The 22983-nt window shown below is 71.6% G+C and carries 23 protein-coding genes and 1 pseudogene; 14 read left to right on the top strand and 10 right to left on the bottom strand.

Going from position 1 to position 22983, the window contains the following annotated elements; genetic code table 11:
- Positions 1-6: 6 nt before the first annotated feature.
- Together AC3DEV_RS13565 and AC3DEV_RS13560 are read left to right on the top strand one after the other, a co-directional pair.
- Positions 7-993 carry an SDR family NAD(P)-dependent oxidoreductase gene (locus AC3DEV_RS13565; RefSeq protein WP_488372447.1) on the top strand — a complete coding sequence of 329 codons (987 nt, stop codon included), beginning with the start codon at positions 7-9 and terminating at the stop codon, positions 991-993.
- 49 nt (positions 994-1042) lie between these two features.
- Positions 1043-2854 carry an acyl-CoA dehydrogenase gene (locus tag AC3DEV_RS13560; protein ID WP_488372446.1) on the top strand — a complete coding sequence of 604 codons (1812 nt, stop codon included), beginning with the start codon at positions 1043-1045 and terminating at the stop codon, positions 2852-2854.
- 178 nt (positions 2855-3032) lie between these two features.
- On the opposite strand, the gene AC3DEV_RS13555 is transcribed toward AC3DEV_RS13560, so the two are convergent.
- Positions 3033-3710, bottom strand: a complete 678-nt coding sequence (locus AC3DEV_RS13555) for a fasciclin domain-containing protein (RefSeq protein WP_167457869.1) — start codon at positions 3708-3710, stop codon at positions 3033-3035.
- 493 nt (positions 3711-4203) lie between these two features.
- Between AC3DEV_RS13555 and AC3DEV_RS13550 the strand changes: the two genes are divergently transcribed.
- The 3 genes from AC3DEV_RS13550 to AC3DEV_RS13540 all read left to right on the top strand — a co-directional run bounded on the left by AC3DEV_RS13550 (position 4204) and on the right by AC3DEV_RS13540 (position 7273).
- Positions 4204-5763, top strand: a complete 1560-nt coding sequence (locus tag AC3DEV_RS13550) for a molybdopterin-dependent oxidoreductase (protein WP_488372479.1) — start codon at positions 4204-4206, stop codon at positions 5761-5763.
- Between the two features lie 74 nt (positions 5764-5837).
- Positions 5838-6419 carry an ECF RNA polymerase sigma factor SigK gene (gene sigK / locus AC3DEV_RS13545; RefSeq protein ID WP_163376190.1) on the top strand — a complete coding sequence of 194 codons (582 nt, stop codon included), beginning with the start codon at positions 5838-5840 and terminating at the stop codon, positions 6417-6419.
- Positions 6416-7273 carry an anti-sigma factor gene (locus AC3DEV_RS13540; protein WP_488372445.1) on the top strand — a complete coding sequence of 286 codons (858 nt, stop codon included), beginning with the start codon at positions 6416-6418 and terminating at the stop codon, positions 7271-7273. The genes sigK and AC3DEV_RS13540 overlap by 4 nt, the downstream gene beginning before the upstream one ends.
- 60 nt (positions 7274-7333) lie before the next feature.
- Here the strand turns inward: AC3DEV_RS13540 and AC3DEV_RS13535 are convergent, their stop codons facing one another.
- Genes AC3DEV_RS13535 through AC3DEV_RS13525 form a run of 3 tightly spaced genes read right to left on the bottom strand, consistent with a single transcriptional unit; the run spans position 7334 to position 11059 of the window.
- Entirely contained in the window at positions 7334-8650 is a 1317-nt protein-coding gene (locus AC3DEV_RS13535; RefSeq protein WP_488372444.1) for a class I SAM-dependent methyltransferase, read from the bottom strand.
- Complete coding sequence (locus AC3DEV_RS13530; RefSeq protein ID WP_488372443.1) at positions 8647-10119, bottom strand: FAD-binding oxidoreductase; 1473 nt, start codon at positions 10117-10119, stop codon at positions 8647-8649. The genes AC3DEV_RS13535 and AC3DEV_RS13530 overlap by 4 nt, the downstream gene beginning before the upstream one ends.
- A 10-nt stretch (positions 10120-10129) precedes the next feature.
- Entirely contained in the window at positions 10130-11059 is a 930-nt protein-coding gene (locus tag AC3DEV_RS13525) for a sterol desaturase family protein (protein ID WP_488372478.1), read from the bottom strand.
- 142 nt (positions 11060-11201) lie between these two features.
- Between AC3DEV_RS13525 and AC3DEV_RS13520 the strand changes: the two genes are divergently transcribed.
- Positions 11202-11777 carry a DUF732 domain-containing protein gene (locus AC3DEV_RS13520; RefSeq protein ID WP_488372442.1) on the top strand — a complete coding sequence of 192 codons (576 nt, stop codon included), beginning with the start codon at positions 11202-11204 and terminating at the stop codon, positions 11775-11777.
- Between the two features lie 11 nt (positions 11778-11788).
- Here AC3DEV_RS13520 and AC3DEV_RS13515 read toward each other — a convergent pair whose 3' ends face one another.
- Complete coding sequence (locus AC3DEV_RS13515; protein WP_472982599.1) at positions 11789-12928, bottom strand: patatin-like phospholipase family protein; 1140 nt, start codon at positions 12926-12928, stop codon at positions 11789-11791.
- Positions 12929-13118: 190 nt separating this feature from the next.
- Between AC3DEV_RS13515 and AC3DEV_RS13510 the strand changes: the two genes are divergently transcribed.
- Both AC3DEV_RS13510 and aroD read left to right on the top strand, forming a co-directional pair.
- The gene (locus tag AC3DEV_RS13510; protein WP_488372441.1) at positions 13119-13601 is read left to right on the top strand and encodes a DUF4262 domain-containing protein; all 483 of its coding nucleotides are present in this window, start codon (positions 13119-13121) and stop codon (positions 13599-13601) included.
- Positions 13602-13639: 38 nt separating this feature from the next.
- Positions 13640-14419 (top strand): type I 3-dehydroquinate dehydratase, encoded by a 780-nt coding sequence (gene aroD / locus AC3DEV_RS13505; RefSeq protein WP_488372440.1) that lies wholly within the window; start codon positions 13640-13642, stop codon positions 14417-14419.
- Here aroD and AC3DEV_RS13500 read toward each other — a convergent pair.
- Complete coding sequence (locus AC3DEV_RS13500; protein WP_154830186.1) at positions 14416-14856, bottom strand: SRPBCC family protein; 441 nt, start codon at positions 14854-14856, stop codon at positions 14416-14418. The genes aroD and AC3DEV_RS13500 overlap by 4 nt on opposite strands.
- 49 nt (positions 14857-14905) lie before the next feature.
- On the opposite strand from AC3DEV_RS13500, the gene AC3DEV_RS13495 reads away from it, so the two are divergent.
- The 3 genes from AC3DEV_RS13495 (at position 14906) to AC3DEV_RS13485 (ending at position 16799) form a co-directional block, all read left to right on the top strand.
- Positions 14906-15475, top strand: a complete 570-nt coding sequence (locus AC3DEV_RS13495) for a DUF1697 domain-containing protein (RefSeq protein WP_488372439.1) — start codon at positions 14906-14908, stop codon at positions 15473-15475.
- 251 nt (positions 15476-15726) lie between these two features.
- Positions 15727-16287: a DUF2599 domain-containing protein gene (locus AC3DEV_RS13490; RefSeq protein WP_488372438.1), complete on the top strand. Its 561-nt coding sequence runs from the start codon at positions 15727-15729 to the stop codon at positions 16285-16287.
- Positions 16284-16799 (top strand): GNAT family N-acetyltransferase, encoded by a 516-nt coding sequence (locus AC3DEV_RS13485; RefSeq protein WP_472982596.1) that lies wholly within the window; start codon positions 16284-16286, stop codon positions 16797-16799. The genes AC3DEV_RS13490 and AC3DEV_RS13485 overlap by 4 nt, the downstream gene beginning before the upstream one ends.
- On the opposite strand, the gene AC3DEV_RS13480 is transcribed toward AC3DEV_RS13485, so the two are convergent.
- Positions 16723-18213, bottom strand: coding sequence for a condensation domain-containing protein (locus AC3DEV_RS13480; RefSeq protein WP_488372437.1), 1491 nt, complete (start codon positions 18211-18213; stop codon positions 16723-16725). The genes AC3DEV_RS13485 and AC3DEV_RS13480 overlap by 77 nt on opposite strands.
- A 45-nt stretch (positions 18214-18258) precedes the next feature.
- Between AC3DEV_RS13480 and AC3DEV_RS13475 the strand changes: the two genes are divergently transcribed.
- The 3 genes and pseudogenes from AC3DEV_RS13475 (at position 18259) to AC3DEV_RS13465 (ending at position 20535) form a co-directional block, all read left to right on the top strand.
- Complete coding sequence (locus AC3DEV_RS13475) at positions 18259-19062, top strand: alpha/beta fold hydrolase (protein ID WP_488372436.1); 804 nt, start codon at positions 18259-18261, stop codon at positions 19060-19062.
- A 72-nt stretch (positions 19063-19134) separates the two neighbouring features.
- A pseudogene (gene nadE / locus AC3DEV_RS13470) lies at positions 19135-19953 on the top strand (NAD(+) synthase); the annotation flags it as partial.
- Between the two features lie 21 nt (positions 19954-19974).
- The gene (locus AC3DEV_RS13465; protein WP_256385645.1) at positions 19975-20535 is read left to right on the top strand and encodes a cysteine hydrolase family protein; all 561 of its coding nucleotides are present in this window, start codon (positions 19975-19977) and stop codon (positions 20533-20535) included.
- 15 nt (positions 20536-20550) lie between these two features.
- On the opposite strand, the gene AC3DEV_RS13460 is transcribed toward AC3DEV_RS13465, so the two are convergent.
- The 3 genes from AC3DEV_RS13460 to AC3DEV_RS13450 all read right to left on the bottom strand — a co-directional run bounded on the left by AC3DEV_RS13460 (position 20551) and on the right by AC3DEV_RS13450 (position 22926).
- Positions 20551-21558 carry a pirin family protein gene (locus tag AC3DEV_RS13460; RefSeq protein WP_488372435.1) on the bottom strand — a complete coding sequence of 336 codons (1008 nt, stop codon included), beginning with the start codon at positions 21556-21558 and terminating at the stop codon, positions 20551-20553.
- Positions 21559-21613: 55 nt separating this feature from the next.
- The gene (locus AC3DEV_RS13455; RefSeq protein ID WP_120285713.1) at positions 21614-22219 is read right to left on the bottom strand and encodes a DedA family protein; all 606 of its coding nucleotides are present in this window, start codon (positions 22217-22219) and stop codon (positions 21614-21616) included.
- A gap of 74 nt (positions 22220-22293) precedes the next feature.
- On the bottom strand, positions 22294-22926 hold the full coding sequence (locus AC3DEV_RS13450) for a YdcF family protein (RefSeq protein WP_256820989.1): 633 nt from the start codon (positions 22924-22926) through the stop codon (positions 22294-22296).
- Between the last annotated feature and the right edge of the window lie 57 nt (positions 22927-22983).

Here is a 22983-nt window from a genome sequence, read left to right as displayed (position 1 = left end):
CGGCACATGCGCCTGCCCAAGGTCTCGCTCCCTGAATTGACCCTGTCCGATCTATCCCTGCAGAATCTGCCGCTGCCCGGCCTGGACCGGCTGCCGTTCTCGTCGTCGTCCCCCTCCCCCGCGGACACCCACCGCCGCGTCCTGGTGACCGGCGGTGCGTCCGGCCTCGGTCTGGCCCTGGCGACGGCGTTCCTCGAGCGCGGTGACCGGGTGATCATCGCCGACCTCGCCCCCACCGACGACCGCCCCGACTCCGTGCCCGCCGACGCCCACTACCTGCGGCTCGACGTGCGCTCGGAGGACGAGTGGCAGGCCGCACGCGCCGAGGTCGAGCAGATCTGGGGCGGCCTGGACGTGCTCGTCAACAACGCCGGCATCGCCCAGGGTGGCCGCATCGAGATGCTCACCGAGGACGACTGGCGGCAGATCGTCGACATCAACCTGCTCGGCGTGGCGCGCGGATGCCGCACCTTCGTCCCGATGCTCAAGGCGCAGGGCAGCGGCCACCTCGTCAACACCGCCTCGCTCGCCGGCCTCGTCCACCCGCCCACCATGTCCTCCTACACGGCGGTCAAGGCGGCGGTCGTGGCGATCTCCGAGAGCCTGCGGTGGGAACTCGAGCCGTTCGGCGTGGACGTGTCGGTGCTGTGCCCGTCCTTCTTCCGCACCAACCTCGCCTCGAGCCTCAACGCCTCCGACCCCGCCGCCAGCGGGTTCGCGAGCAAGCTGATCGACCGCTCCGAGCGGGGCGCCGACGAGATCGCCTCCGAGGTGATGACGGGCCTGGACGCCAAGCAGTTCCTCATCCTCCCCGACCCCGACGCCCGCAAGTCCTACCGCGCCAAGCGGTTCCTGCCCGCCGCGTACGCCAGGACCATGCTCGGCATGGGACAGAAGTTCGCGGCGGCGACCAGGGGCCCAGCCACGGGCGGGGCGGGTGCCACGGACGGGGCGGGCGCGACGGGCGCCGAGGCCGGCGGAACGGGCGCGTGAGCACCGGGGCCGGCCCCCGCTGATACAGCGCGCTAGTACCCTGCGGGGCATGACCCCCTCGCACCTGCTCTCCCGCGCCGACCTCGATTTCCTCCTGCACGACTGGCTCCGCGTCGCCGAGCTGTGCGAGCGGGAACGATACGCGGAGCATTCGCGCGAGACGATCGACTCCGTGGTGGACCTGTCGGCCGAACTCGCCGAGAAGTACTTCGCGCCCCACTTCCGCAAGGCCGACCTCACCGAGCCGCGATTGGTCGGCGAGGACGTGGAGCTCATCCCCGAGATCGGCGAGGCGCTGGCGAAGTTCGCCGAGGCCGACCTCGTGGGCGCGGCCATGGACGAGCGGGTCGGCGGCATGCAGCTGCCCTACACCGCCTACCTGGCGTGCATGGCCTGGTTCTACGCCGCGAACATCTCCACCGCGGCCTACCCGCTGCTCACCACCGGCAACGCCAACCTGCTCATCGAGCACGGCTCCGACGAGCAGATCGAGCGGTACGTCAAGCCGATGATCGAGGGCCGCTTCACCGGGACGATGTGCCTGTCCGAGCCGCAGGCCGGGTCCAACCTCGCCGACATCACCACCCGGGCCGAGCCGCAGCCCGACGGCACGTACCGGCTGTTCGGGCAGAAGATGTGGATCTCCGGCGGCGAGCACCAGATGGCCGAGAACATCGTGCACCTGGTGCTGGCCAAGGTTCCCGGGTCGCCGGCGGGCACCCGCGGCATCAGCCTGTTCGTCGTGCCGAAGTTCCTGGTCACCGACGACGGCACGATCGGCGAGCGCAACGACATCGTCATCACCGGCCTCAACCACAAGATGGGCTTCCGCGGCACGGTCAACACCATGCCCACGCTGGGCCAGGGCATGCACACCCCCGGCGGTCAGGCGGGCGCGGTCGGGTACCTCGTCGGTGAGGAGAACACCGGCCTCAAGAAGATGTTCACCATGATGAACGAGGCCCGCCTCGGCGTGGGCCTCGGCGCGACCGCCATCGGCTACACCGGGTACCTCAAGTCGCTGGACTACGCCCGGAACCGTCCCCAGGGCCGGCAGGTCGGGGCGGACCCGTCATCGCCGCAGGTCATGCTCACCGGCCACGCGGACGTGCGCCGCATGCTGCTGGCCCAGAAATCGTACGTGGAGGGCGCCCTCGCCCTGGGGCTGTACTGCGCGCGACTGGTCGACGACGAGAAGACCGGATCCCCGGAGGAGTCGGCGGCGGCGAAGATGCTGCTCGACGTCCTCACCCCGATCGCCAAGTCGTGGCCCTCGCAGTGGTGCCTCAAGGCCAACGAACTCGCGGTGCAGGTTCTGGGCGGGGCCGGCTACACCATCGACTACGACGTGGAACAGCACTACCGCGACAACCGTCTCAACCCGATCCACGAGGGCACCCACGGCATCCAGGGCCAGGACCTGCTGGGACGCAAGGTGATGGCCGGCGGCGGGGCCGGGTTGGCCGCGCTGACCGGGCGGATCACCCAGGCGTGTGACCGGGCCGCCGAGGCGGGCGGGTCCGCGGCCGGGATGGCCGCGCTGCTGCGCCCGCGCGTCACCCGCCTCATCGAGGTCACCACCGCGCTGGCGGAGGTGGGGGCCACGGATCCGGAGGCCTTCCTGGCCGACGCCACCGAGTACCTCGAGGCCGCCGGGCATGTGGTGATCGCCTGGATCTGGGTCGAACAGGTGATGGCACTGGGCGCGCGCACCGACGACGAGGACGACGCCTTCGCCGCGGGCAAGCTCAGGGCCGCGGAGTACTTCCTGCGCCGCGAGCTCCCGATCGTCGACGCCAAGTTCGACCTGCTCGCCGCGGGCGACCGCACGACGCTGGACATGCGCGACGACTGGTTCTGACCTCTGGTTCTGGCCCGCTCCTGGTGGCCGGACCGCGCCCGGTTCGGCCGACCGCTCGGCGGCGGCGCACGACGAAGCCCGGGCCGGCGCTCTCGCGTCGGCCCGGGCCTCGTCTCGTCTGGTCGACCTCACCGGATGGGCGGGAGTTCAGGGCACCCGTCCGCGGCGATCGGTCAGATCACTCCTCGGGGATGAGGACCTGGTCGATGAGGTAGACGGTGGCGTTGGCGGTCTCGACGCCACCGCAGACCACGTTGGCACCGTTGACCATGAGCTCGTCGCCGGAACCGGTCACATCGACGTCAGCGCCGTTGAGAGTGGTCTGCATCCCGGAGATCTCGTCGGGCGTGATCTGGCCCTCCACGACGTGGTAGGTCAGGATGCCGGTGAGCAGGTCGGCGTCGGTCTGGAGCGCCTCCATCGTCGCGTCATCGATCTGCGCGAACGCGTCATCGACGGGGGCGAAGACGGTGTACTCGCCGTTGTTGAGGGTGTCGACGAGGTTGACGTCCGGGTTGACGCCGCCGGACAGGGCGGCGGTGAGGGTCGTCAGCAGCGGGTTGTTGGAGGCGGCCGTGGCGACCGGCTCCATCGCCATGCCGTCGACCGAGCCCGGTCCCTCCGGGTTGGCCTCGGCGTAGTCCGCGCACCCGGGGCCGACGAGCATGCCGGCCGGCTCGGCCTCCATGGACGAGGTCTCGGAGGAGGCGGTGGTGCTCATCATGGAGCTGGCGGTGCCCTCGGCGGTGGTCTCGGTGTCGCTTCCGTCGTCGGTCGAGCAGCCGGCGAGGACGAGTCCGGAGACCGCGGCGGCTGCGGCGATCGAGGCGACTCGGCGGGAGATCGTGATGCCCATTGTGCTGTCCTTTCGGTGGAGCCCCTGTGGTGTGGGGCTCTGTGCGGTGGGTCACCAGTGCTTCGCTGCCCCCCGTGATCCGGATGGGTCCGGCCCGGAATTTTTTTCGAGCCGCCGGCCGCAGCCGCCTGCCGCCGCCCGTCACGATGGCGTCTCGCGTGAACAGATGCGCAGGCCAGACGCCCTCCCCGGGGGGCGGCGGTCGCCGGCGCGTCCATCCGCGCGAGCAGGGCGCCATGCGCGGGAGCGGATGCCGGCTGCGGGTCGTCGGGGAGGTGTCCCGGTGACGCCGGGGCGCCAGCCGGGGTGAGGCCGCGCTGACTCCCGGGGGTTGACCTGAGCGCGCCCGGCCGTGCAGGCCGACCGGGCCGTCCGACCGGGCCGTCCGACCGGGCTCCGGCTCCGAATCAAGGACGTGAACACTCCACAGTCCCGATCCCTCGTCGCGGCCAGAGCCGGCGCGGGCCTCCTCGCCACCGGCCTCGCCGTCGCGGTGGGTCATGCCGTCGCCGGAGTCGTGGCCCCCGGGTCGTCGCCGTTCCTCGCCGTGGCCGACTCGGTGGTCGACCGGGCCCCCTCCGCGGTGCGCGAGGTGACGATCGACGCACTCGGTACCGCCGACAAGCCTGCACTGATGGCCGGGCTGGCGGTCATCCTTGTGGTGACGGGCGTGGTGGTGGGCCTCATCGAGCGCCGGGGACGTCCCGCCGGCACGATCGTGCTCGCCCTTTTCTGCCTCATCGGCACCGCAGCGGCGGTGACCCGGCCGACAGCGGGGCCGCTGTGGGCACTGCCGACGGTGCTCGGCGCGATCGTCTCGATCGTGGCCCTGCGGGCGATGATCGGCGCCCTGTTCCCCGCGTCTTCCGTCGCCGCGGCCGCCGGAGGCCCGGAGGGGTCCGCCTCCGCCGGCACCGGGGAAAGTGCCTCCTCGCCCGGCACCGGCGCGGCGGGGACCGCGACGCGGCGGGATCCCGACCGTCGACGCTTCCTGGTCCTGGCCGGGTCGGCCGCGGCCGTTATCGCCGCGGCCGGTGCCACGGGAATGGCACTGACCCGCCGGGCCGCCGAGGCGGTGGCCGAACGCACCGGGTTGCGGTTGCCCCGGGTCCTCGCGCGGAACGCGGCGCCTGCCGTGCCGACAGGTGTGGTCCCGGACGCGCCCGGCGCGACCCCGTTCCTCACCGACAACGACGAGTTCTATCGGATCGACACCGCTCTGCGGGTCCCTTCGCTGAGGGCCGCCGACTGGCGACTGCGCATCCACGGGATGGTGGAGCGCGAGATCGAGCTCGACTGGCAATCGCTGATCGATAGGGAGACCCGCGAGCGCATCATCACCATGACCTGCGTGTCCAACGAGGTCGGTGGCGACCTGGTCGGCACCGCGAGCTGGACCGGCTTCTCGATCGCTGACCTGCTCGCCGAGGCCGGGCCCCTGCCGGACGCCGACATGCTGCTATCGACGTCGGTCGACGGCTGGACCGCCGGCACCCCGCTCGAAGCACTGACCGACGGCCGCGACGCCCTGCTGGCCGTGGGGATGAACGGCGAACCGCTGCCGTTCGAGCACGGGTACCCGGTCCGCCAGGTGGTGCCGGGGCTCTACGGGTACGTCTCGGCGACCAAGTGGGTCGTGGACTGGGAGGTCACCCGATTCGACCGGGCCAGTGCGTACTGGACGGATCGCGGGTGGGCGGAGCGGGGTCCGATCCGGACGGCCAGCCGCATCGACCGGCCCGCGCCGCTCGCCGAGGTACCGCCCGGGCCGGTTGTGGTGGCGGGCACCGCCTGGGCCCAGCGTCGCGGTATCGAGCGGGTCGAGGTCCGGGTGGACGACGGTCCGTGGCGCGAGGCGCAACTGTCCGAGGAGTACTCGGTCGACACCTGGCGGATGTGGTCGTGGACCTGGGACGCCGAACCCGGTCTGCACACCCTGCACGTCCGCGCGACGGACGGGGCCGGTCGGGTACAGCCCGAGGAGCGGCGGGAGCCCGTCCCGAGCGGCGCCACGGGTTGGCACAACCGGACGTTCCGGGTGGCGACGGCATGACCCTCGTAGAGATCCCCGCACCGGGAACACGGCCGCCCCGCGACCCGGACCGGATTGGCCCTAGACTGGTGACCGTGTCCGAGCCAGTCGCCCCGCCACTGACCGACCCGGGGCGCCTGCTCGAGCTCGCCTCCTCCGGTGACCTCCAGGCCTTCGGTCGCTTCTACGACCTCATGTCCCCGCGCGTCTACGGCCTGGCCCTGAGGGTCCTGCGGGACCCGGGGTACGCCGAGGAGACCGTGCAGGAGGTCTTCCTCCAGGTCTGGAAGCAGGCTGCCGACTACCGGCCGAGTCTGGGATCGGTGCAGTCCTGGGTGCTGACCATCACGCACCGTCGGGCGGTGGACCGGGTTCGTTCGGAGACGTCCGCCGCGCGGCGCGACGAGATGGACGCGGCGGCGGACTTCACCCGGTCCGGCGACATCGCGGAGCAGGTCACCGAACAGCTCTCCCGTGACGAGGACGCCGCGGAGGTCCGCAGATGCCTGGGGACCCTCACGGACAACCAGCGCGAGTCCATCGAGATGGCCTACTTCTCCGGCCAGACGTACCGCGAGGTCGCCGACCGTCTCGGCACCGCGCTACCCACGATCAAATCGAGAATCCGCGACGGTCTCCGTCGCCTGAAGAACTGCCTGGGAGGTGAGCTGTCATGAGCATTCGGCACCACGATCATCCGTCGGACCTGGGCAGCGTCCGTCCCGAGGACCTCGACCTCTACGCCCTGGACGCCCTGGACGATGACGAGGCCGAAGCCGTCGAGATGGCGCTGGTCAGCGCATCGGCCGAGGAGAAGTCGTCCATGCTGGCGCACATCGCCTCGACGCGTGAGGTCGTCGCCGGCATGGTCGCCGACGCCGGGCTCGACACCGCGCCCCCGCCGCAGCTGCGGGACCGCGTCCTGGAGTTGGCCGCGGCCGGTACCCCCCGCGGGCCGGCCCGGCCGGCAGACGCCGGGGACACCGACCGGGATCAGCCCGGCGGAGGCACCGACGTGGTCGACCTGAGCCGGGAGCGCGAGCGCCGGCGGCCCGGTCCGCTGTCGTTCCTCGCCGCCGCGGCGGCCGCCGTGGTGCTGGTCGCCGGTGGCGTGACCATCGGTCGCATCACCGACAACGCAGGGAGCGACAGCTCGGTGCCCGTCGCGGCCCCGCCGTCGATGCCCGGCAAGGTCACCTCGCTGCTGGCGGCGGAGGACCTCGCGGTGGTCCGCGGCCAGGTCGGCGCGACCGGTACCGCCACCGTCCTGGCGTCCAAGACGGAGGACATGGCGGTCATCTCGATGACCGACCTCCCCGAGCCGGCCACCGGCCGCGCCTACCAGCTGTGGTTGATGGGTGACCATGAACCCATCTCGGCGGGGACCATGGAGTCCGGCCAGGTCGGACCGTCGCCCTCGGCGCAGATCGACGGCATCCGGAACTCCGAGCAGATCGGCATCACCGAGGAGCCCGCGGGTGGATCGCCGGCGCCGACCGGTCAGGTCCTCCTGGCCCTCGATATCGACTGACCCGGCGGTCCGGCTGCGCAGGCGATGCCCGCGCGGGCGGCTGCCCCTCGGAGGCCTTCGTCAGGCCTGCCACCACGGCCGCAGCGGCACATCCCAGGTCATGGTGTCGCCCAGCCGGACCGCGAGGATCTGGTGCAGCTGGATCTTGTTGTGCTCGAAGCCGTACTGGCACGCGCCCATGTAGAGGCCCCACAGTTTGGCCATGGGCTCGCCGACCTCCTCCACGGCCTCGTCCCAGTGCTCGACCAGGTTGGCGCACCAGTCCCGCAGGGTGAACGCGTAGTGCTGGCGCAGGTTTTCCTCGTGCACGACCTCGAAGCCCGCGTTCTCGGCCTCCAGGTGCACGGTCCCAGCGCCGGCGAGCTCGCCGTCGGGGAAGATGTACCGGTCGATGAACTGCCCCGCCTTGACCGTGCGCGAATTGTCCGGCCGGGTGATGCAGTGGTTGAGCAGGCGCCCGCCGGGCCGCAGGTAGTTGTGCAGCCGGGTGAAGTAGTCGTGGTAGTTCTTGCGACCGATGTGCTCGGTGATGCCGATCGAGCTGACGGCGTCGAAGTCGCGTTCGGGTACGTCCCGGTAGTCCTGCAACCGGACCTCCGCGAGGTCACCCAGTCCGTCGCGCGCGATCGCGGCCTGTCCCCACTCGGCCTGCTCCTTGGACAGGGTCACGCCGATCACCCGCACGCCCCGCGCGGCGGCGTAGCGGACCATGCCGCCCCAACCGCACCCCACGTCGAGCAGCCGGTCGCCGGCCTCGAGACCCAGCTTGTCGAACACCAGCCGGTACTTGTTCTCCTGCGCCTCCTCGAGGGAGGTGTCGGGGGCGGTGTAGCAGGCGCACGTGTACGTCATGGATTCCCCGAGGATCCACTCGTAGAAGCGGTTCGACACGTCGTAGTGGTAGCTGACGACCTCGGAGTCCCGCTCCTTGGAGTGTCGGCGCATCCCCGACACGACCCGCTTCCACGCCGGCGTGACCTCCATGGGCGGCGTGGGGAGGAACCTGATGTTCTCCGTGCCCACCGCCCGGGCGATCCTGGCGAGGGTCCGGGCATCGGGCGTCCGGGTCATGTGTTTGCGGAACACCTCGAGCGCCCCGAACACGTCGTGGGGCGCCCCCGGATGGACGCCGTCCATCTCGAGTTCACCCATGAGGTAGGCCCGCGCGAGCCCGAGGTCACCGGGGGCGGTGACGAAGTACTGCAGCGCCTTCTCGCTCTTGAGCCGCAGCACCAGGTCACTGTTCTCGGGTCCGATCGAGGACCCGTCGTAGGCCTCGATCCGCAGGGGCGGCTCACCGGCGGCGAAGGCGCCGATGATCTCGCCGATCGTCATCTTCCCCGGGGCACCAGCGGTCCCCGCACTCGTCGTGGTCACCGTGCACCCACCGCCTTGTCGTAGAGGGTCGCGAACCGGCCCTCGGGATCGAATTCCGTCTTGAGTCTGCCCGCGTGATCACCGCCGTAGAGCTGGGCGAACTCCTCGCGGGAGTAGAAGACCTCCGAGTACAGCGACTTGTGGCCGCCGAGTCCGGAGACCTCCTCCTCGATGCGGCGGTTCCACGCCCCCTCGGCCATGCCGGGTTCGATCGGCGCGGAGGACCAGAAGCCGATGTTGACGTAGGTGGTCTCCGGGGCCAGCGGGTACAGCGGCCAGGGCCGGTCGGAGCCGGGGCCGCCGCCCACGCCGGGCGAGGGGCTGGACTCACGCAGTCGCAGCGGGCAGATCCACAGTGGCTCGATGGGCACCTCGCGCAGGAACCACTCGAGGAAGTCGGCGGTGTGGTCGATGGTGACCTCCACGTCCTGCACCACCCGCTCGCGCGGGCCCTCGCCCTTGAGTGCGCCGATCCTGTTGCCCAGGTCGTACTTGTGGTCCAACCCGATGATCTTCCAGTACGCCGAGCTCCTCAGCAGCTGTTGCGGCCAGAATCTGCGGATGCGCGGGTTCTGCACGCCGAACGCCCGCGAGCACCAGAACCAGTCCGTGTCCCAGCGCCACAGGTAGTCGCGGATCGTCAGGCGGTCGCGCTCCACCGAGCCGGCGGGACCGCCGTGTCGGATCGAGCGGTAGAAGATCGCCTGCTTGTCGGCCACCCCGGTGTAGTCCGAGACGGGCCCCGGCTCGTCGGTCCGCCGACCCAGGCACAGGTACGACTCGTCGGCCGAGAACACGACCCCGTCGAGGAAGTCGACCTCCTCGTCGTCGTATCGCTCGTCCTCGCTGATCCGCGCCAGCGCCGACTCGAGCGCGGTGAGGGAGTCGAACCGTACGTGGCGCAGTTCCACGAAGCGCCCCACCGGTTCGAGCGCGATCCGCAGCCGCACCGCGTAGCCGAGCGAGCCGTACGAGTTGGGGAAGCCACGGAAAAGCGCGCGTTCGCGCTCGGTGCCGTCGGGGCGGGCGGTGGCGATCTCGCCGGTGCCGGTGAGCACGTCCATCTCGAGCACGGACTCGTGCGGTAGGCCCAGGCGGAACGAGGAGGACTCGATGCCCAGCCCGGTGACCGCGCCACCGAGGGTGATGGTCTTGAGCTGCGGCACCACGTACGGCATCAGGCCGTATGGCAGGGTCGCGTCGACCAGGTCCTCGTAGGTGCACATGCCCTGGACGTCGGCGGTGCGGGCCCCGGGGTCGACGGAGATGACGCGCGTGAGACCGGAGGTGTCGAGACCGGGCGACGACGACGAGGCGCGCGGCCGGAACAGGTTGGACGTCCGCTTGGCCAGCCGAACCGGTTCACCTGCGGGCACGGCCCGGAAGCTCTCGACAAGTCGCCGCACGCCTTCGTCATGTCGGGCGGTTCCCACGACGAGTGGGTCGGCGAGAATCGAGGCAGTTCCCATGCGCCCCACCCTAGTGCGGCTCGGGGACCCCGGCGGATGATCGGGGGATGGGTGCTGGCACCGGGGCGGGCCTCCACCCCGGTGGGCCGAACGCGTAGCCGAGCCGCTCGCGCCAGCTCGTCGCACCGCGGAGGTCCCGCCAGATGGCGACGTACTCGTGCGTCTGGAGCCAGAACGGGTTGTGCGAGGTCACCGGCGTCGTGAGCCCGTAGGTGGGCCGGTGGGTCTCGGGGCGGAAGGTGCAGAACAGGCGGTCCCAGATGATGAGGATCCCGCCGTAGTTGCGGTCAAGGTACTCGGCGTCGCTGCCGTGGTGCACGCGGTGGTGCGAGGGGGTGTTGAACACGAACTCGACCGGTGCGGGGAGCCGACCGATGCGCTCGGTGTGCACGAAGAACTGGTAGACGAGCGAGATGGAGAACCCGGTGAAGACCATCCACGGCGGCACCCCCAACAGCGGTAGAGGCAGCCAGGCGACGATCTCGCCGGAGTTGTTCCACTTCTGGCGCAGGGCGGTCGCGAAGTTGTAGTACTCGCTCGAATGGTGGGCCTGGTGCGTGGCCCAGACCAGACGGATCCGGTGCGCGCCACGGTGGTACCAGTAGTAGAGGAAGTCGGTGCCGACGATCGCGAGGACCCACGTGTACCAGGCATTCGACGGCAGGTGCCACGGTGCGAGGTAGACCCACACCGCTGCGTAGATGACCAGGCCGATCAGCTTTCCGACCAGCCAGAACGCCTGCGAGCTCGCTCCCATGAGGAGCGAGGTGACGGCGTCCCGCGGCTGGTAGCCGCCCGGCTCCCGGGCCTCGAGCACCCGCGCCGAGATCCACTCGATGGCGACGAACGTGATGAACACCGGAAATGCCAGCAGCACCGGCTCGTGCAACGGGTCCGCCAAAGCCCCCAGCGCGCGGCCCAGTGACTCGGAGTACCCCATCTCGTTCACGTCTCGATTGTGACACCACTCACAGACATTCGGGCAATCAGACCCGACCGGGCCGCACAGGTGAATTACCCTCGCCACAGCACCTGCCCCGTGGGCCGGTGTCGCACAACCGACTTGACGAGGAGGACCCACCGTGACCGTCACACCCCGGTCCGCACGGACCCGTTCCCGCACTCTCGCCGCCGCGTCAGGCCTCGCCGCGTTGGCACTGGCCCTGGGGGCCTGCGGCGAGGAGGGCGAGGCCGAGGAGGCCGTCGGTGAGGCCACCAGCGCGGTGGGATCCGTCGCCGCCGAGGCCACGTCGGCGGTGGGTGACGCGATGAACGACGGCGGCGAGGGCGGCGAGGGCGGCGCCACGACCGGCAACGGCCCGCAGCCCGAAGGCTCCGAGGAGGGTGGGGGCGAGAGCGCGAACCCGGACGAGGAGTTCCTGAACGACATCCAACGGGTCGGCGTGGACACGCCGGACGAGCAGGACTACATCACCCGCGGCCGTGACGCCTGCGCGTCGTTCGACGAGGGCACCGGCTACATCGACGTGCTCCAGATGTACAACGACGCCCATCCCGATGCTCCCGTGACCGAGGCACCGGCAGTGGTGACGGCCGCGGTCAAGGCGTACTGCTCGCAGCACCTGCCGCTCGTCGGCGACGGAGGCGAGAACGGCGGTGGCGAGAACGGCGGTGGCGAGAACGGCGGTGGCGCCTAGGACCGAGCCCGTCAGATCCCGGCGCGGTCGAGCGCCTCGGCGGTGAGGCGGCGGCCCAGCGCGATCAGCTCGTCCGCCCGGTGGAAGTCGAACGTCGAGCACGCGTCCGAGGGGACTTCGACCAGGACATCGGGGCGGTTGCCGGCCATGCGGTAGGCGGTCACGATGCTCTCCATCGCCTCGATGGTGTGGGTGACCACGTCGAAGATCCGCAGGGACCCGGGAAGGGATTCCTCGCCGTCGTCGTCGGCGACCTCACGCTCGCCCTCGTCGACGACCTCTTCCACCACGTCAGACGGCTGACCGGGCGCCCGGACCCCGGCCGTCCCGTCGTAGACGCCATCGACCGGGTCATCGGCCACGTCACCGCCGGCGTCCGATGAGTCCTCGTCCTCCGGGACAGCCGGATCCTGGCCGAATCGCGCGGCGATCAGTCGCACCAGGTCGCCGTCGCGGACGTCCGCTGCGGCGGTCCGGATCCGGCCTGTCAGCGTGCCCGCCGGCCTCGCCCCGCCCGCGGCACCCCTCCGGGAGATCTTCGGCTCGGCCTCGGGGGACACCTCGTCCGGGTCCGAACTCTCCTGGAACGTCGACCCTCGGATCCCGGACCGACGCCCCGTCAGCGAGACCGCCAGCAGCAGGTCGCTGTTCACGGGCGCCAACGGTTCCAGCGGGACGGGGTTGGTCACGCCACCGTCGACGATCAACCGCCCTCCGACCAACGCCGGGGTGATGACGCTGGGGATGGCGAACGACGCCCGCACCGCCACGTCCGCGGGACCGCGGGTGAACCAGACCTCCCGGCGGGCCCGCAGATCGGTGGCGACGGCGGTGAACGGGATCTCGAGATCCTCGATGCGGACGTCGTCCAACATCGCCCCGATCACCGCCATGATCCTGTTCGCCCGGATGGCGCCGCCGCCCGCGAAGGAGACGTCGAGGAGCCGCAGGACGGCGGGCTGGGTCAGGCCCCGCACCCACTTCTCGAAGTCGTCGAGCTTGCCGGCCGCGTAGAGGGCACCCACGACGGCACCCATCGACGCCCCGGAGACACCGACCACCTCGTGTCCACGTGCCTGCAGCTCACGGATCACGCCGATGTGCGTGTATCCACGCGCCCCGCCCGAGCCCAGTGCCAACGCGACCCTCACAGGCGCCCCTTCCGGTCGAGTCCGACCACGCGTCTCCCGCGTGTCCGCCCCCAGTGTGCACCCGTCCCGTCCGGGTACAGGACGTCAACTCCACGGTCCGTGTCGTAGGTGGGATCTACCGTCAGCACCGCATCGAGCACCTGTTCGACGCCGGGCCCCGGGCCCGATACACCCGCACAGAGGAGATCCCATGTCCCACACCGCCATCCCGCTCCGTACCGGCTCCGCCTACGCCCCCACCATCGACCGCGACATGCTGCGGGTCGCCGCGAACGTCGAGCACTCCGGGATGCACGTCGTCCACGTCGGCGAGGGCTGCGACTGCGGCGACTGCGCCGCCACACCACTCCCTCCGGACGAGAGGTTCGGCTACACCATCGGACTGACGGATCTGGGGCACCCCGAGTTGCTCGTGCGGGGCCTGTCTGCCCGGGAGACCGCCGATCTGCTGGGTCGGTGGGGCGAGACCGTCCTGGCCGGGCAGGTCTTCGATGCCGGGCACCTGCTGTGCGAGGGCTCCGGCGGCCCGACCTGGGAACTGGTCCCCGTACGCCGGCCGTCCCGCACCCTGCGCTGGGCGGGCAGGTACTACCGCACCTCGGGAACCGGGGGCCTGACCGCGCTGGAGTTGATCCCGGCCCGCCGGCCGTGCCCTTGCGAGGGGTGTAGCTGACGGTCCGGACCCGGCCGGGGTCGTCGTAGGGTCTAACCATGCCCCGTCACCAGCTGCACCTGGATGCGCGTTCGCCGTCGATCATCGTCCCGATCACCGCCGGCGACCTCACGCAACTGGAGGAGCAGGCCGCGGCGTTGGCCGACGATCCCGTGGTCGATCTCGTCGAGTGGCGGGTCGACCTCTACGAGCCCGCCCCCGCCCGGCCCGGGGCGGCCGCCGCCGAGGCCGGGACGTCGACTTATCCCGGCCCGGCGGTGGCGGCGCTCGAGGCCCTGGCCGCACTGCTTCCGGACACCCCGATCCTGGCCACGTTCCGCACCACGGCCGAGGGCGGTAGTGCCGGGATCACCGACGACGCCTACGTCGCGCTTGTCGCTGCTCTCGCGGCGACCGGTCTGGCGGCCGCGGTGGACGTCGAGTACCGGCACCCGCGGGCGGCACGGGCGATCGAGGCGGCCCACGCGCACGGCACCTCGGTGGTGGCGTCGAACCACGACTTCGATGCGACGCCGCCGGCCGCGGAAATCGTCGCTCGACTGGAGGCCATGGAGGCCGCCGGGGCGGACGTGGCCAAGATCGCCGTCATGCCCCGCTCGGCGGCCGACGTGGTGACGCTGATCGCCGCCACCGAGAGTCGCCACCGCGTCGCCGGTATCCCGCTGATCACCATGTCGATGGGCGCGCTCGGGGCAGTGACGCGTATCGGCGGCGGCACGTTCGGATCGGCGGCCACCTTCGCCACCGTGGGCGGGGCCTCGGCGCCCGGGCAGTTGCCGGCGGCCGGGGTGCGGGCAGCGCTCGATCTGCTGGGCTAGCCGTAGCGCCGGAGGACCTCCTTGCGGAGGCCGGAGGTGGCCACGTCCGCGATGTGCTTCTGGGCCTTCTTGAGCATCACTCCGGGAAATTTGATCTTGAGGTCCACCTCGAGGTCGAAGACCACCTCGGTGGTCCCGTCACCCTTGTCCGTCAGCACATAACGCGCGTTCTGTACGTTCTGGGTGCTGCTCTCGACGAGGGACCAGCTCACCTCGCCGTCGTACCACTCGTACCGCACAACCATCTCGTCGGTCACGCCGTACTGCGCGATCTTCTCCCACACCACGATCGGCCACCCCTCGTCGTCGGCCTCGCGGATCTCGACCTCGCGGTGGGCCTCCGACCAGTCGACGAGGGATTCGACGTCGGCGAGGACCTCCATGATCTCAGGGATGCCGGCCTCGATCGTGGTCACTGACTGCACTGACACTGCCATGGTCGCCAAAGTTACCCTCGCGGCCTGCCCGTGGTGCGAGGATCGGTCCATGAACGCCACAGCCGGTCCCGGCGGGTCGAGCTCGGACCGCAAGGTCGCGTTGCTGCGGGGGATCAACGTGGGCAGGTCGGCCAGGATCGCGATGTCGGACCTGCGGGCCTGCACCGAGGACGCGGGCTGCGCGGAGGTGAGAACCGTCCTCGCCACCGGGAACGTCGTGCTCACCGACCCGCGCGCCGAGGACGACCTCCGGGCGGTGCTCGAAGCCGCCTACGCCGACAGGTTCGGGTACGACGCGGTGGTGCAGGTCCTCACCCGCGATGCCGTCGAGGAGGCCGTGGCGGCGTACCCGTTCGAGTCGCTCGACGAGCACCACGACTACGTCGTGTTCTCCGATGACCCGGCGGTGACCCGGGCGGTCGCCGAGGCGATGGGCGCGGCGATCGAGCCCGGCGGCACCGAGGTTGTCACCGCGGGATCAGGGTGCGTGTACTGGCGGGTTCCCAAGGGGGCGACGCTGAGCTCGGCCGCCGGCAAGGCCTCCGGGAACCGAGCGCATGAACGTCACCTGACGAGCAGGAACCTCCGGACGCTACACAAGATCCTCGCGGTGGGCTGAGAGGCCGTCAGGGCCCCTGGACGGACGCGCCGATCGTGTCGACGAAGGCAGCGAGGGGCCCGAAGATCGCGGGAAAGATCCCGTCCCACATGGCCTGAAGCTGGGAGAGGTCGAACGGGGGCATCGGTCACGCTCCTTCTGCGGGAGGGCTGGCGTGCGGGCTCTCCGCCTGCGCCGGGTTCCCTTCCGCAGACAGGATCCTCTGCACACGTGCTCGGGCGCAACCCTTTGCCCGTGGCAGACTGCGAGCGATGTCGCACCGCCCGCCCACCGGATCCACTGCCGCCGCGCTCGGCGCCGTGCTGTTGGCGGCCCTCGCGCTGGGTGGGTGCTCGTCGGAGCCGCAGGAACCCGCGCCCGGGGACTCGGGGGAGACGACGTCCGTGTCCACCTCCGCGGCGCGGGTGCCGACGGCCGCGCCGCGGGAGTCCCCGCCCCCGGCGCCGACATCGTCCCCCGCCGCCGGTGGGCCCGCTCCCACGGAGCGGGACTCGCCCCCGCCCGTCCCGCCGTTCATCGACGCCGCGACCTGGGGCGACTCCGACTACGGGGTGACGCTCGAGGTGGCCCCGTCCACCGCCGGCCGCCAGGCGTGGGGGGAGGGCGACTCGCGAACGGCCTGGCGGGAGGTCGTCCGGCTCGTCCCCGAGGCCGACAGTCCGGGGATGTGGGAGCAGTTCGACTGCCACTGGACCTGGGCGCGACTGCTCGAGCCGGACAAGCCCACCTGGAATCTCGAACCGTGGCGGCCGGTGGTCTCGCCCGAGCGCATGTTGGCGGAGGGCTGCAACCCGGGAGGGCCGGAGGTGTGAGGGCGATCCGCCGCGCCACCGTGGCCGACGCCGTCGGTTGTCTGGACGTGTACGCGCCGTACGTCCGCGAGACCACGGCGACGTTCGAGACCGAGGTGCCGCCGGTCGACGAGTTCGCGGCGCGGATCGCCCGGGCACTGGCGGGGTACGACTGGCTGGTGGCCGAGCTCGACGGTCGGATCGTCGGGTACGCCTACGCCGGGCCGGTCAAGGACCGCGCGGCGTACCGCTGGTCCTGCGAGGTGAGCGTCTACGTCGATCCGGGCGCGCACGGCCTCGGGTTGGGGCGGTCGCTGTACCGGGAGCTGTTCGCCCGGCTCGAGGCGGCCGGGTTCCGTCGACTGCTGGCGATCGTGACCCTTCCGAACGAGGCGAGCGTGGCTCTACACCTGGCCATGGGGTTCCGCGAGGCGGGCCGGTTGGAACGGATCGGGTTCAAGCACGGGCGGTGGCTCGACGTGGGGTGGCTGCAGGCCGACCTGGGGCCGGAGTCCGAGGCGCCGCCCCACTGACCTGCACGCGAGCGGCCTCGTCCTGCTCGCCCGGCCCGGTGCGACCGGCGGCCGGGGTGGCGCGGCGGACCAGCCCGGCGCACAGCTCGTCGAGCCAACCCCCCACCGACCCGCGGGCGGCATCGATGCCCGGATAGCGGCAGCGCACGTGCAGCCCCGAACCGCTGACCACGAACCACACCATCACCCCGTCGGTCCGGATCGCGGCCGACACGTGCTGCGGGCTGAGGCTCAGGTCCACGTCCACCGGCAGGCGGCGGTGGTCGAGCCACGAGATCGCGAACATCCCCGGGGTGTGCGGCATCCCGCCGTACGGGGCGAGTATCGGCCCCAGTGCGTGCGAACCGAGGTCGACGGCCTCGCGCACGGCCACCGCGCACGCGGCCGGGTCGGGGTCGTCGCACTCGATCACGGAGTTGGTGATGAACCACCCCACCGAGTCGTTCCAGCGAGCGGTGCGCACGTCGTGGCGGGAGTGCACCGGCAGGACCGCGCGCAGGCCCACCCCGGCGCGGCGGTGGAGTACGGCCGTCATCTCGGAGATCGCCAGCGAGATCATGCGTACTCCGCCGGCGGCGGCCGTCTCCTCCAGGGCGGCGACCCCGGCCGGGTCGAGCACGTCGCGCACCTCGACCACCTCCTCGCGCGGGGTGGAGATGTCGCCCAGGTCGAGCGGGAACACCGGCATCTCACCGCCGCCGCGGGCCAGGATCGCGGCCCAGCGTCGGTGCACCTCGTCCGGCGCGGGCGGGCGGGCGGCGAGCTCGGCGGTGTGGGTGGCGAACGCCGTCGCCGGCGGCAGGCAGGTGCCCGGTTCGAGGCCGCAGGCCAGGTCGTCGAGGCACGAGCAGAAGTCGCGCATCAGCACCAGCAGCGACCAGGCGTCGACGTGGCAGTGGTCGAGCCCGATCACCACGACCGGCCGCTCCCGCTCGTCCAGCGGCTCCACCAGGCACAGCGCGTGCGCCGGCCGGGCGAACGGGCAGCACGCCTCGTCGAACACCCGGCGCAGGACGGCCCTCGGGTCCTCCCCCGGCTCCGCGGGCGGGGTCCGCCACCCGAGTGGCCGCACGGTCACGGGACGAAGGCGCAGCTCGTCGTCGTTGTCGTCGTCGCGGTCGTCACGGTCGTCACGGTCGTGGCGGTCGTGCCCACCTCCGGTGAGCACCGTGCGCAGGGTCCCGTGGCGCGCGATCACCGCGAGCCACGCCCGCGCGACCTCGTCCCGGTCGGCCGGGAACGGCAGCGTGAACGCCACGGCCATCCACGAGCCCGGGCGGGGGCCGAGCGAGGCGTGGCGCGCCTGGTCGAACGAGGGGGATCGATCCTCGCCGTGAGCTGGGGTGACATCGGTCGCAAACCGGTGCACGACGCCGTCGGGGAGCGACATCCGCGTTACGGTGGTGAGCCTCATGGCCCGGACGGTAGGGGCGGCGTGTTACGGGGAAAGGCGCGAAGTGTGACGACGACGAGACGGCTCGACGCCCGGCCCGGCGGGGACGGGCCCGCGCTCGCCCGCGACGTACGCGGGGACGGGCTGCCGGTGGTGCAGTTGCACGGGCTCAGCTCGAGCCGGCGCCGCGACGAGGTGTTCGGCCTCGACCTCACGGCGGGCCGCGACGGCCTGCGGGTCGTGCGCTACGACGCCCGCGGTCACGGTGAGTCCCCGGGCACCGCGGACCCGGACGACTACACGTGGCCGGCGCTGGCCCGCGACCTGCTGGCGCTCCTCGACGAGGAGTTCCCGGGCCGGCGCGTCCACGGGGTGGGCCAGTCGATGGGGTCAGCGACGCTGCTGACCGCGGCGGTGGCCGAGCCGGAGCGGTTCGCATCGCTCACCCTGGGCATCCCGCCGACGGTGTGGCAGTGGCGGCGGGAACAGTCGCGGCTGTACGAGTTGGCCGCGCGGCAGGTGGAACGCTGGGGCGGGGCCCGGTGGTCCGAGGTGACGCGGCAGCCGCCCACCTCGCCGGCCATCGACCCGGCCCGGCCGGTCACCGCGCCCGACGTTGCGGACGAGTGGCTGCCCGCGGCGTTCCGGGGCGCGGCCGCGACCGACCTGCCGCCACGGGAGGAGGTGGCCCGGCTCGGGATGCCGGTGCTGCTGCTCGCGTGGCCCCTCGACGCCTCGCATCCGCTGGAGGTGGCCGAGGAGCTTGTGGAGTTGCTGCCCGACGCCCGACTGGAGGTGGCTCGGACCCCGGCCGAGGTGGCCTCGTGGCCGCGGGTCGTGGGCGACTTCGTGCGCGCCGGCGGCGGCTGAGCGGGGCAGCGCCCGGCTTTCCGGCGGCGCCCGAGCGGTGGCACCGCGGCGCCGGCCTCGCACAATGGGGCCATGCGCGAACTACAGCGGACGATCATCGACAGCCTCGGGGTCCGGCCCGACATCGACCCCGCCACCGAGGTGGAGCGAAGGGTGCGGTTCCTCGTGGACTACCTCACCACCAGCGGCGCCAAGGGATTCGTGCTGGGTATCTCCGGCGGGGTCGACTCCACTCTGGCCGGGCGCCTGGCCCAGATCGCGGTGGAGCGGGTGCGCGCGGACGGCGGCGACGCGGTGTTCGTGGGGATGCGCCTGCCCTACCGGGTGCAGCACGACGAGGCCGATGCCGTCGCCGCGGTGGAGTTCGTGGACGCCGACGAGACCGTGACCGTGAACGTCGCACCGGGGGTCGATGCCCTCAACGGGGCGATCCGGGAGGGCACGGGGGCCGAGCTCACCGACTTCACGAAGGGCAACGCCAAGGCGCGTCACCGCATGGTCGCCCAGTACGCGCTGGCCGGGGACCGCGGACTACTGGTGATCGGCGCCGACCACGCCGCCGAGAACGTCACCGGGTTCTTCACGAAGTTCGGCGACGGCGCCGCGGACGTGTTGCCGCTGTCGGGGCTGAACAAGCGGCAGGGTCGCGCCCTGCTCCGCCAACTGGGCGCCCCGAAGCGACTGTGGGACAAGGTGCCCACCGCCGACCTGCTGGACGAGAACGAGGGCCAGACCGACGAGGACGAACTCGGCCTGCGCTACGACGACATCGATGACTACCTCGAGGGCCGCGACGTCCCCGAGCACGTGGCGCGGACGATCGAGACGGTGTGGCACCGCAACCGGCACAAGCGCACCACGCCGGTCGAGGTCTCGGACACGTGGTGGCGTCCGGGCGAGCAGACCGCCCTCGTGGTGATCGACATGCAGAACTCGTACTTCGAGTTCCCCGAACTGGCGAAGGTGCGCGACGAGCTGGTGCCGCGGGTCAACGAGCTCATCCGCACCGCCCACGACGCCGGACGACCCGTCGTGCTGGTGCGCACCGAGCACTCCCGCGACAAGTCCACGTGGACGCTCAACATGTGCGAGGACGACCAGGGCTTCGCGTTCCCCGGCACCGAGCAGGCGCAGTTCCTCGACGAGTTGGCCACGGGCGATCACGTGGAGGTGGTCAAGACCCGCGACAGCGCCTTCTTCGACACCGAGCTCAAGGCCCGGCTCGAGCAACTCGGCGTGGACCACCTGCTGCTGTGCGGGGTGTCGACGCACAGCTGCGTGTCGCAGACGGCGATCGACGGGTTCGCCGAGAACCTCCACGTCGCGGTCGCCCGCGGTGCCATCTCGTCGGACAACTCCGCCCTCTCGGAGGCGCTGCTGGACTTCTGCGCCGACCAGATGCGCCAGCCGATCATCGACCAGGAGGCCAGCCTCGAGCTCCTGCGAACCGGAGCCTGGCCCGACGGGGGCTGACCCGTCGGCCGCGGTCTAGCCCACCGGCCGCGTCAGGGTGCCGTCCGGGTAGCGGGCGAACCGGGTCTCGTCCCGTGCGTGGACGGGATCGTTCTGCGGCAGGTCCCAGGTGCCGAACACGCCGGCGCGGTACTCCTGCATGGCGGTGACGATGTCCTCGCGGGTGTTGCCGACGAACGGCCCCTGCTGGACGACAGGGGCGCCGATCGGCCGGGCCTGCAGGACGAGGAACTCCGCGCCCTCGTCGCCGGCGGTCACGGCGACCGTCTCCGGGGCGAGGACGGCGGCGTCGTACCCCAGCTGCTGGTCGTCGACGGTCAACGGGCCACCGTAGTTGTAGAGCACACGGTTCGCGGAGGGGTCGGCGCCGGGCAGCTCCGTGGTCACGCCCGGGTCGACGGTGACGATCCAGATGGCCAGGTGGTTCTCCGGCCGTGCCGCCCAGGAGTGCGGCGGCGGGTCGAGGGCACGCACGCCGTCGACCTCCCCGGCGATCACGCGGAACCGCGCGGCGGCGCCGTCGGCGCCGCGGACGACGACCGGGGTCTGCTCGGACCAGAACATGTCGAAGTGCGGCTCGGCGGACTTGTCCTCGGGGGCGAGGTTGAGCCAGATCTGGAACAGCTCCATCGTGTTGGGCCCCTCGGTGTCCAGCAGCGGGAACATCTCCGAATGCGAGATGCCGGAGCCCGCGGTGAGCCACTGGGTGTCGCCGTGGCCGAAGCGGGCGGCCGCCCCGAGGGAATCAGCGTGGTCGACCACTCCGTCGAGCACCACGGTCACCGTCTCGAAGCCGCGGTGCGGATGCTGGGGGAACCCGGGGACGGTCTGGCCGTGGTACATCGACCAGCCGTCCTTTCCGGAGAAGTCCTGCCCCAGGGACCGGCCTGCGAGGGAGGCGGCGGGGCGCATTGTCTCGCCGTCGGCCGGCGGGAACTCGTCGCGGTGGTGGACGGCGAACAGGAACGGGTCGAGACCCGGCCACTGGCCTCCGAGCGGGACGACCTGGCGGATGGCGGACATGGTTTCCTCCTGGGGTGCACGGGTGAGCTGACACGACTTTTTGCTGTCACATCAGTTAACCGCGTGGGGCGTCGCGGTGTTCCCGCTGCTCCCTGAACTCCAGGTAGGCACGCCGCCCCAGGAACACCGCCAGCAGCACCACGATCGCCGCGACGACGGCGTTGGACGCCCATCCCGCCACCGACTCGATCCGGTGCCACTGCTCACCCAGGAGATACCCGGCCACGACGAACAGCGAGTTCCAGATCAGACTGCCGGCCGTGGTGAGCAGCACGAACAGCAGGAGGCTCATCCGCTCCACACCCGCCGGGATGGAGATGAGGCTGCGCACGACGGGCACCATCCGACCGAAGAAGACCGCGCCCCGCCCGTGGCGGGTGAACCAGCCCTCGGCCTTGTCGAAGTCCGCGACCTGGATCAGCGGGACCCGGTCGAACAGCGCGCGGACCCGCTCGGCACCGAGCCAGAAACCCAGACCGTAGGCGAGGATCGCCCCCAGCACGGACCCGAGGGTGGTCCAGAAGATCGCACCGGCGAGGGTGAACGTGCCCTGCGCCGCGCTGAACCCCGCCAGCGGCAGGATGACCTCGCTGGGGATGGGCGGGAAGACGTTCTCCAGACCCACGACGAGGGCCGCGCCGGGCCCGCCGAGCGCCTCCATGACGCCCACGGCCCAGCCGGCGATCCCGCCGAGATCACCCTCGGTCGAAAGGACCACAGGAGCGGCGACCTCGATCAGCCCCGCGCGACCACGCCGGTGACCGGGATCCGGCCGTCCACGGCCTGGCGGAAGTTGAGCACCGCGCGCTTGACGTGGTCGCCGGTGGTCACGACGACGGCGCCGGTGGTGCCGCGCTCCCGGAAGATCCGGTCGGTGAACTGGGCGTTCTGCACCGTGGAGGCGGAGTTCCCCTCCTCGGTGATCCGGAACGGCGCGATCCCGGCGCCACGCAGCCAGTCGCCCATCGCGCGCGCCTCGGTGCGCCCGTTCTGCGGCACGCCGCCGGTGACGATGATGCGGGCGGTCGGGTACGCCTGCGCCAACCGGTATCCGGTCCGCAGTCGCTCCTCGAGCACGGGGCGGATGCCGCCGTCGGGGAGAAGTCCGGCACCCAGGATGACGATGTCGGTGGTGAACGGGTTGACGGTGAGCACCGCGGGATCGTCCACGGTGGGGACCTCGAAGTCCCCACACACCGCCAGGAGCTCCTGGCCGACGTTCTGGCAGCCGAGCATCGTCAGGCCGCTGTACAGCGCGACGCCCGACGGCACCTCGGCCGACCCGGCGGAGGCGGTGCCCGCTCCGGCGCCCAGCGCGAGAGCGGCGGCGGCCGCGACGGCGGCGAGACGCCTCTGAGTTCTACGCACGATAACGGTCCTCTCCCAAGCAGTGTCGTGACCAGATGGTTATCGCTTTGCGCGTGA

The organism is Dietzia sp. IBK-p2-15D (assembly GCF_057773105.1).
Note: the sequence above shows the minus strand (reverse complement) of the source record. Positions and strands in the feature narration are given on the sequence as shown.